This window comes from Pseudomonas sp. P5_B3, assembly GCF_056400405.1.
Genome location: NZ_JBFULI010000096.1, coordinates 1 through 8957, shown reverse-complemented (window position 1 = coordinate 8957; position 8957 = coordinate 1). Strand labels below are relative to the sequence as shown.

Below are 8957 nucleotides of genomic sequence, written 5' to 3'. Positions count from 1 at the left end.
GTCTAGGGCTCAACGAAGCCCGTGCTTGTCACTCAGCATTCAACGGTCGAGGCCCTTGGTGGAATTCGGGAGCACCCCATATGAATCAGGCGCTGCCGAAGAAACTCTGGGATCGACTCGGGCTGGTCTCAATACTGGACACGATAACCCGGCTTAACCGCTTAACCTGAACCGCCGTATACGGAACCGTACGTACGGTGGTGTGAGAGGACGGCGGATGTAAATCCGCCTCCTACTCGATTCGGTGGCTTTTGGATTCCATGGGGCATGGGCTGATACTTTTGCATATGAGAATATTTATCATTAATATTGCGGCCTTGCCGGCCCCCTGACGCTGTCGTGGCCTCCCTGGTTTTCAGGTCGAAACATGAACGATGATCACAATGCCCCCCGACCCCCACGATATCGAACGCGACGAACAGCGCGGCGACCGTGCGCATTTTCTCCAGGTGTTTCTCTCCCAGCGCTCACAAATGGAGGCGCTGGTGAGTCGGCGCGTCGGTTGCCGGGCGACGGCGGCTGACCTGGTGCAGGACTTGTTCCTGCGTTTCTGGCGGCGGCCGCTGGTGCAGGTCGAGGAGCTCGGCACTTATCTGCTGCGCTGCGCCGGCAATATCGCCATCGACCATTTGCGCAGTGAAGGCACGCGGGTCCGGGCCAGCGAAGGCTTGATGGTCGAGCCACCGGACAGCCATGGCAGCGGACCGCAAGCGGCGCTGGAGGCGGGCAACGATTTGCGTCACGTTGAAGCGGCGTTACGCGCATTACCGGAGCGCACGCGGCAGATCTTTTTGCTCAATCGCATTCACGGCCGCAAGTACGCCGAGATCGCCAAGGCCATGGGTTTGTCCCAAAGTGCCGTGGAAAAACATATGATGCGCGCCCTCGAAGCCTGCAAGGCCAGCCTTCGGGAGCCCGAAACACGAACGCCAGGGAAAGCACCGTGAACCACTTCGAACGCGTCACCCCGACGCCCGCTCAGGAGCAGGCCGCGCTGGCCTGGCTGAGCCTGCTGCATGATCAGCCCAGCAGTGGTGATCAGGCGGCGTTCAGCCATTGGTTGCGAGCCGATCCCGCTCATGCGCAGGCGTATGTCCAGGCGCAGGTCTTGTGGGAGTTGAGCGAAGGGCCGGCGCGCACGCTCGCCGATGAAGACGCTTTTGCCTTGCAAGGCTATCTCAATGCCATGAAACGCTCGCGGCGCAGCACGGTCGGACGCTGGTCAGGTGCGCTGGCGATGGCCGCGTGCCTGCTGTTGATGATCAGCCTCGGCACCGGCTGGCAACCGTCGCGCTGGATGGATGACCTGGGGGCGGATTATGTCTCGGCGCCAGGGGAAATCCGCACGGTGACCTTGGCCGATCAATCGCAAGTCACCCTGGATGCCGACAGTGCCATTGCTGTGGATTTCAGTCGCGGCGAACGGCATGTGCAATTGCGCCGCGGCGCCGGATTTTTCAGCGTCACCCATACCGGCGAGCCGTTTGTAGTGGACGCCGAGAAGGGGCAGGCGCGGGTCCTGGGCACGCAGTTCGAGGTCCGCTTGCAGTCCCGTGGTGCACAGGTCACGGTGTTGTCCGGGCGGGTTGGCGTAACGGCGGACAAGAACGCCGAGCAGCAAATTCTCACCGCCGGCCAGCAAGTCGCCTACGGCGAAGGCTCGGCGGAAAAATTCCACGCGGTGGACAGCGAAGCGCAGTTGGCATGGCGTCAGGGTTGGCTCAATTACTACAAGGCGACGTTGGCCGATGTGGTGCTGGATTTGGCGCGCTATTACCCCGGACGGATCTTGATACTCAGCGATGAACTGGCGACGCGGCGGGTCAGTGGCAGCTTTCCGAGCAGGAATCCGCAGGCGGTGTTGAGTTCGTTGCAGGGGGTGTTGGGGTTTGAGCAGCATCAGGTTTTGGGGCAGCTGATTATTTTGCGTTGATGCTGCCGGCCCCATCGCGAGCAAGCTCGCTCCCACAGGTTATGTGTTGCCCCAATATTGTGGCCGACTCAAAACCTGTGGGAGCGAGCTTGCTCGCGATGGCGGCAGATCAGACACCCAATCACTCAAGAAAAAATATTTTCAGAATGTGATGAGGTAAACCCGACTGCCATCCGTGTAGTGACTGAAACTGCGAGTCATTCGCATCCGTTGCGGTTCTACACAGGTCATGAGTCATGAAGTCCAGGGCAAAATCGGGTTCGGTCAAACAGTGGTTGGGTGTGTCTGCGTTGAGCTTTTCGGCATTGGCGTTGTTGCCGCTGAGCGTGGCGCTGGCCGCAGAGGCGGGCAGCAGTCAGTCGCGTGGGCAATTCAATTTCGCACTGGCCGCCAAACCGCTGCCCCAGGCCTTGAGTGATTTCAGCCGGGTGACCGGCATCAGTGTCGTCTACACCGATGAAGCGCCGTACGGCCTCAATGCGCCCGCGGTCAATGGCCAGATGAGCGCCGAACAGGCCCTGCAACGTCTGCTCAGTGGTTCGGGATTGACCTTCCGCCGCACCGATGGGCATACCATTGCACTGGAACCACGGCCGACCGAAGGTGCGTTGAACCTGGGCGCGACCACCATTACCTCGGTGATGGATGAGTCCATGAGTTACCAGCCGCCACCGACTTCTTCGGTGATGCGCTCCTCGGCCCCGATTCAGGACATCCCGCAGACGATCAATGTCGTCCCGGCCCAGGTCATCCGCGACCAGGCGCCACGCAATCTCGATGACGCTCTGGCCAATGTCAGCGGCATCACCCAGGCCAACACTTTGGGCAGCACCCAGGATTCGGTGATGGTCCGCGGCTTTGGCGACAACCGTAATGGCTCGATCATGCGCGACGGCATGCCGATCGTGCAGGGCCGTGGCCTCAACACCAGCGTCGACCGGGTCGAAGTGCTCAAGGGGCCTGCCTCGTTGCTCTATGGCATCCAGGATCCGGGTGGCGTGGTCAACATGGTCAGCAAAAAGCCCGAGCTTGAGCAGTACAACGCACTGACTGCGCGCGGTTCGAGCTATGGCGACGGCAAGAACGGCAGCGGCGGCGGTCTCGACAGCACCGGTGCCCTCGGCGATTCCGGGCTGGCCTACCGCATGGTGCTGGACTATGAAGACGAAGATTACTGGCGCAACTTCGGCGTGCATCGCGAGAGCCTCATCGCGCCGTCGCTGGCCTGGTACGGCGAAAGCACCAAGTTGCTGTTCTCCTATGAGCACCGCGAATTCCTCACGCCGTTCGACCGCGGCACGCTGATCGATCCACGGACCAACCATCCGCTGGACATCTCGCGCAACGAACGTCTCGACGAGCCGTTCAACAACATGGAAGGGCGTTCGGACCTCTATCACTTCGAGGCCGATCACGAGCTCAACGACAACTGGAAGGCCCATTTCGGTTACAGCTGGAACCGCGAAACCTACGACGCCAGCCAGGTGCGCGTGACTGCCATCGACACCAATAAGGGCACCCTGACCCGCAGCATGGATGGCACCCGGAATGCGATCAGCACCGACCGCTTCACCACCGCCGGCCTCGAAGGCAACGTGGATGTGTTCGGCATGCAGCATGAGCTGCTGTTCGGCGTCGATGACGAATACCGCAAGATCTTCCGCGAAGACCTGATCCGCCAGAAAAGCCGCACCCAGTTCAGCTACGTGAACCCGATCTATGGCCAGGAASTGCCGGGCACCACTGTCAGTGCGGCCGACAGCGCGCAGACCGATGAACTGCGCAGCGATTCGGTGTTCCTGCAGGATTCCATCCACCTCAACGACCAATGGATTCTGGTGGCCGGCGCGCGCTTCCAGGCGTACGACCAGTACGCCGGCAAAGGCGTGCCGTTCCACGCCAACACCGACAGCAACGGGCAGAAATGGATACCGCGCGCGGGCCTTGTGTACAAGTACACCGACGCCTTGTCGTTCTACGGCAGCTACACCGAATCGTTCAAACCCAATTCGACCATTGCGCCGTTGAGCGGCAGCAGCACCGTGCTTGACGGCGGCATCGCGCCGGAAGAAGCCAAGTCCTGGGAGCTGGGTGCCAAGCTCGATCTGCCGGGCCGCGTCACTGGCAACATCGCGCTGTTCGACATCAAGAAACGCAACGTGCTGGTGGCCAACGCCGAAGGCCCGACGACAATTTACAGTGCCGCCGGCGAAGTGCGTTCCCGTGGCCTTGAAGTGGACTTGAGCGGTCAGCTCACCGATCGCTGGAGCATGATCGGCAGCTACGCCTACACCGATGCCGAAGTCACCGAAGACCCTGTTTACAAGGGTAATCAACTACAAAACGTGGCAAAGAACAGCGGCTCGCTGTCGGCCGTCTATGACTTCGGCACCATCGTCGGCGGCGACCAACTGCGGGTCGGCGCCGGGGCGCGTTATGTGGGTGAGCGCGCGGGCAACGCGGTGAACGATTTCGACCTGCCGGGCTACACCGTGGCCGATGCGTTCGCCACCTACGACACCAAAGTCGAAGGGCAGAAGGTCAAGTTCCAGCTCAACGTGAAGAACCTGTTTGATCGCACTTACTACACCTCGGCGGCAAGTCGGTTCTTTGTGTCGATGGGTGACTCGCGGCAGGTGACGTTGTCGAGCACCTTGGAGTTCTGACGATAGACCGCGTTATCGTTCTTCGCGGGCTTGCCCGCGAAGGCGGCAATTGAGGCGCCGAAAATCCCGGGCCTAGCGCAAAAACGCCTGTCGATACTCACCGGGCGTCCCGCCAAGTGACTGGCGAAAGCGATTGGTGAAATGGCTGGCGCTGGAAAAGCCGCAAGCCAGTGCAATCTCCCCCAGTGGTTGCGAGGTCGTGCGCAGCAACTCCCGCGCCCGGTTCAGGCGTCGTGCCAGCACATACTGATGGGGCGGCAAGCCGAAGCTTTCGCGGAACATCCGCGCGAAGTGGTATTCCGACAACGCGCACAACGCCGCCAATTGACCCAGGCTGATGGCGTCGTCCAGATGGCTGTCGATGTATTCCACCAGATGCCGACGCTGATGCGCGGCCAACCCACCTTTAAGACGCAGGCCTTGCCGGGCATTCACCTGGCTGAGCAGGGCATGGCTGAGCAGTTCGTGGGCCAGGCTGCTGGTCAGCAGGCGCTCGCCCGGCTCGTCCCAGTTCAGGGTGATCAACTGTCGAAAGAGCAGCGCCTGCTGCGGATCATCGAGAAAGGTCTGCTCGCGCAGTTGCATTTCCCGTGGTTCGCGATCGAGCAGGGTGACGCAACCGAGGGCAAATTGTTCGGGGCTGAAATACAGGTGCGCCAGGCGAATATCGCCATTGATCACCCAGCCTGACTGGTGGTCGGCCGGCAGGACGCACAGTTTATCCGGCCCCCCCTTGTTGCCGGGCTGGTCGCGGCGAAAGGTGCCGGTGCCGCCGGCAAGGTAACAGGACAACGTGTGGTGGCTGGGCGCTTCGTAATCCTGCGCATCGTGGTGATTGCTCCACAAGGCTGCAGACAAACCGTCACCGAGCTCGGCGCTGTGCTCGAGGCGAGCATTCGGCGAGCGGTTGAGGGCTTGAAAGACTTGTAGGGTATCCAGTGCAGCCATGATCGTTGCTCTCTAACACCTGCATCCAACGCCCTGCATCCTACTCCGTAGACGTGCGCCTGCCAGCCTGTCGGCAGACAAAAGCGCAAGTTTATGCAAGTGCGCCAGGGAGTGGCGCCGGACACTGGGCACCTATCGAGGAGCCTTTGTCATGAACCTTTCTTTGTACTTGCTGACCGTGCTGATCTGGGGCACCACCTGGATTGCCTTGAAATGGCAACTCGGCGTGGTGGCCATTCCCGTGTCGATCGTCTATCGCTTCGGGCTCGCTGCGCTGGTGCTGTTCGTGATCCTGCTGCTTAGCCGACGCTTGCAAGTGATGAACCGTCGCGGGCACCTGATCTGCCTGGCTCAGGGCTTGTGCCTGTTCTGCGTCAACTTCATGTGCTTCCTCACTGCGAGCCAGTGGATCCCCAGCGGCCTGGTGGCCGTGGTGTTTTCCACCGCCACCCTGTGGAATGCCCTCAACGCGCGGGTGTTCTTCGGTCAGAAAATCGCCCGCAATGTGCTGATGGGCGGCGCGCTGGGCCTGCTTGGGCTGGGCCTGTTGTTCTGGCCGGAATTGGCCGGGCGTACCGCCAGCCCGGAAACCCTGCTCGGTCTCGGTCTGGCCTTGTGCGGCACCTTGTGTTTCTCGGCGGGCAACATGCTCTCGAGCCTGCAACAGAAGGCCGGTCTCAAACCGCTGACCACCAATGCCTGGGGCATGGCTTACGGGGCGGCGATGCTCTCGGTGTGGTGTCTGGTCAAGGGCATTCCCTTCGACATGGAAATGAGCGCGCGTTACATCGGGTCACTGTTGTACCTGGTGATTCCGGGGTCGGTGATCGGTTTCACCGCCTACCTGACGCTGGTAGGCCGCATGGGGCCTGAGCGGGCTGCGTATTGTACGGTGCTATTTCCGGTGGTGGCGCTCAACGTGTCAGCGTTCGCCGAGGGCTATCAATGGACGGTGCCGGCGCTGTTGGGGCTGGTGTTGGTGATGTCGGGGAACGTACTGGTGTTTCGTAAACCCAAAGTGTCGCCGGTGCTGGGTAACGGCAAGTTGGCCTGAGGGAGGGCGTCGAGCGCCGAGTGACTCAGCGCTCGATTTTTATTGCGATGTATATCAATAACGGAAAAATGAAATCAATAATATTCCGGGCCCTGTCCTGATAGTTCCATGCGCTCGAGTCATCCATGTTGAACCATTCAGCACCGATTACTTGAAAGCCTACGTAATAGAGGAAAAGGGCGATCAACAATCCGATTAATCCAGGTTTTTTGGCTTCGTGAAATTGTTCCTGGCATGTGTTGATATTTTTGTACAGGTAATAGGTTCCAAGCAGGCAAAACAGGGTGTAGACCACTTCAAGTGTAATGATCAGCCAGTAGATGCGGTGGTGCACTATGGCTGAAGTAATAGCCCTGTGGCTGTATCTGTGACGGTCGTTGGTGGTGTCCATGCTCAGGACGTGAGCAATGTATTCATAGTTGCTCGAGTAGTCCGTGAAGTTGTTGTAAAGCATCAGCAACCCAAACAGGCTGACAAATAACATCAGTGTGGCTTTGCTGAGTCGAATGACCTGGCTTGTTGTGAATGGTGGCAAGTGGGCGGTCTCCGTTATTGTCCTTGTAGTGTCCGGGCAAATACGGAGAGTCTATCGCGTGGTTTTATGGTTTGGTTGTCGACTGAATTGCAGGATATGTATAAAGAGAGCTATTTAGTCGCTTGAAAGTAATTCTTTTAAATTGAACGGGCAGGCGCTTGTCGCTCCTGCCCGTTTTGACTTCAACCCCTCCAGACTTGCGGGTTGACCAGGTCCTGCGGTCGCTCGCCCAGCAGGGCACTGCGCAAGTTGGCCAGGGCACGGTTGGCCATGGCATCGCGGGTCTCATGGGTGGCCGAGCCGATGTGCGGCAAGGTCACGGCATTTTTCAGCTGGAACAGTGGCGACTCGGCCAGCGGTTCTTTTTCGTATACGTCCAGCCCTGCACCCCGAATGCGGTTGTTTTGCAGCGCTTCGATCAGCGCGGGCTCGTCCACCACCGGACCACGGGAAATGTTCACCAGAATGGCACTTGGCTTCATCAGCGCCAGTTCACGATGGCTGATCAAGTGTTTGGTTTTCTCGCTGAGCGGCACCACCAGGCAGACGAAATCAGCTTCAGTCAGCAATTGATCGAGGCTGCGGTACTGTGCGCCGAGTTCCTGTTCCAGTTCGTTCTTGCGGCTGTTACCGCTGTAGATAACCGGCATGTTGAATCCCAGGCGACCGCGTCGGGCGATGGCCGCACCGATATTGCCCATGCCGACGATGCCCAGGGTCTTGCCATGCACATCGCAACCGAACAGCTGTGCACCGACAGTGGCCTGCCATTGCCCGGCCTTGGTCCAGGCATCCAGTTCGGCGACGCGACGGGCGCTGCTCATCAACAGGGCAAACGCCAGGTCGGCGGTGCTTTCGGTGAGCACATCCGGCGTGTTGGTCAGCATGATCCCGCGCTCGTTGAAATAGGCCAGGTCATAGTTGTCGTAGCCCACCGAGACGCTGGACACCACTTCCAGCCTGGCGGCGTTTTCCAACTGGGCGCGACCGAGTTTGCGACCGACGCCGATCAGGCCGTGGGCGTGGGGCAGGGCCTCGTTGAATTGGGCGTTGATGTCGCCGTTTTTCGGATTCGGCACGATGACATCGAAGTCTTGTTGCAGGCGTTCGACCATTTCCGGGGTGACGCGGCTGAAAGCCAGGACAGTCTTTTTCATGGGAGGCGCACTCGTCGGGCGGTGAAGAATGATGAGCACGCTAACATTCTTCGCGGGATTTGTGCGAGTCGTCAGGCGGTCAATGCAAGCTTGCAGCTTGCGGGGCGTCATCCAGTTATACTGCCGCACTTCTTATACTGTGACATGCGGCTCACTCACCGGGCCCGACACTTCATGCACCACCCGGAGCTTTCATGACTTCCCCGAAACAACCGCCGGTCGCCGACGCCCTGAGCGACGTGCAGGCAGAGCTGCCAGACAGCGTCGACTCCAGCGCCGACAGCGAAACCAAAGCCGAGATCCCGGCCTTCAAGTTCCCGTTCAAGCCGGGTGATCTGGCGGCCGCCAAGGGCTCCAACCAGCCGTGGTACAAGAACGGCGCCAAGAACGGCCACACCAAGACCCCAGGCATGGCACCGCCGGGGACTCGTCGGTCGATGGGTAAGCGCTAAATCCGGACTTTGCGATGACAGCGCCGCCGTCATCGCGGGCAAGCCCGCTCCCACAGTAATCATCGTCGTACACAAAATATGTGTTCATCGGTGATCCTTGTGGGAGCGGGCTTGCCCGCGATGACGGCGGCGCTGTCATCGCAAAGTCCGGATTTAGCGCTTACCCATCGACCGACGAGTCCCCGGCGGTGCCATGCCTGGGGTCTTGGTGT

The 8957-nt window shown here is 60.0% G+C and carries 8 protein-coding genes and 1 pseudogene; 6 read left to right on the top strand and 3 right to left on the bottom strand.

From position 1 onward, the window contains the following. From AC1DRN_RS29290 to AC1DRN_RS29275, 4 genes and pseudogenes are all read left to right on the top strand, one after another. Positions 1-170, top strand: a pseudogene (locus AC1DRN_RS29290) (group II intron reverse transcriptase/maturase); the annotation flags it as partial. A gap of 204 nt (positions 171-374) precedes the next feature. After that, a complete protein-coding gene (locus AC1DRN_RS29285) occupies positions 375-947 on the top strand; it encodes an RNA polymerase sigma factor (RefSeq protein ID WP_223460073.1) in 573 nt (190 codons plus the stop codon). Beyond that, positions 944-1933, top strand: a complete 990-nt coding sequence (locus AC1DRN_RS29280; RefSeq protein ID WP_223460075.1) for a FecR family protein — start codon at positions 944-946, stop codon at positions 1931-1933. Before AC1DRN_RS29285 ends, AC1DRN_RS29280 begins: the two co-directional genes overlap by 4 nt. A 236-nt stretch (positions 1934-2169) precedes the next feature. Next, a complete protein-coding gene (locus tag AC1DRN_RS29275; protein WP_477786892.1) occupies positions 2170-4599 on the top strand; it encodes a TonB-dependent siderophore receptor in 2430 nt (809 codons plus the stop codon). A 72-nt stretch (positions 4600-4671) separates the two neighbouring features. On the opposite strand, the gene AC1DRN_RS29270 is transcribed toward AC1DRN_RS29275, so the two are convergent. Continuing rightward, positions 4672-5547, bottom strand: coding sequence for a helix-turn-helix domain-containing protein (locus AC1DRN_RS29270; RefSeq protein WP_223460079.1), 876 nt, complete (start codon positions 5545-5547; stop codon positions 4672-4674). 151 nt (positions 5548-5698) lie between these two features. Between AC1DRN_RS29270 and AC1DRN_RS29265 the strand changes: the two genes are divergently transcribed. Continuing rightward, on the top strand, positions 5699-6601 hold the full coding sequence (locus AC1DRN_RS29265) for a DMT family transporter (protein ID WP_223460081.1): 903 nt from the start codon (positions 5699-5701) through the stop codon (positions 6599-6601). A gap of 25 nt (positions 6602-6626) precedes the next feature. Here the strand turns inward: AC1DRN_RS29265 and AC1DRN_RS29260 are convergent, their stop codons facing one another. Both AC1DRN_RS29260 and AC1DRN_RS29255 read right to left on the bottom strand, forming a co-directional pair. Further along, entirely contained in the window at positions 6627-7136 is a 510-nt protein-coding gene (locus tag AC1DRN_RS29260; RefSeq protein WP_223460083.1) for a DUF2165 family protein, read from the bottom strand. 182 nt (positions 7137-7318) lie between these two features. After that, a complete protein-coding gene (locus tag AC1DRN_RS29255; protein WP_223460085.1) occupies positions 7319-8293 on the bottom strand; it encodes a 2-hydroxyacid dehydrogenase in 975 nt (324 codons plus the stop codon). Between the two features lie 194 nt (positions 8294-8487). Here AC1DRN_RS29255 and AC1DRN_RS29250 point away from each other — a divergent pair, with 194 nt between their 5' ends. Further along, positions 8488-8745, top strand: a complete 258-nt coding sequence (locus AC1DRN_RS29250) for a hypothetical protein (RefSeq protein ID WP_223460087.1) — start codon at positions 8488-8490, stop codon at positions 8743-8745. Positions 8746-8957: the final 212 nt, after the last annotated feature.

What these genes read in the sequence shown, in the direction of transcription:
- AC1DRN_RS29285 (WP_223460073.1), top strand. Translation starts at nt 375, where the DNA reads ATGATCACAATGCCCCCCGACCCCCACGATATCGAACGCGACGAACAG.
- AC1DRN_RS29270 (WP_223460079.1), bottom strand. Translation starts at nt 5,547, where the DNA reads ATGGCTGCACTGGATACCCTACAAGTCTTTCAAGCCCTCAACCGCTCG.
- AC1DRN_RS29265 (WP_223460081.1), top strand. Translation starts at nt 5,699, where the DNA reads ATGAACCTTTCTTTGTACTTGCTGACCGTGCTGATCTGGGGCACCACC.
- AC1DRN_RS29255 (WP_223460085.1), bottom strand. Translation starts at nt 8,293, where the DNA reads ATGAAAAAGACTGTCCTGGCTTTCAGCCGCGTCACCCCGGAAATGGTC.
- AC1DRN_RS29250 (WP_223460087.1), top strand. Translation starts at nt 8,488, where the DNA reads ATGACTTCCCCGAAACAACCGCCGGTCGCCGACGCCCTGAGCGACGTG.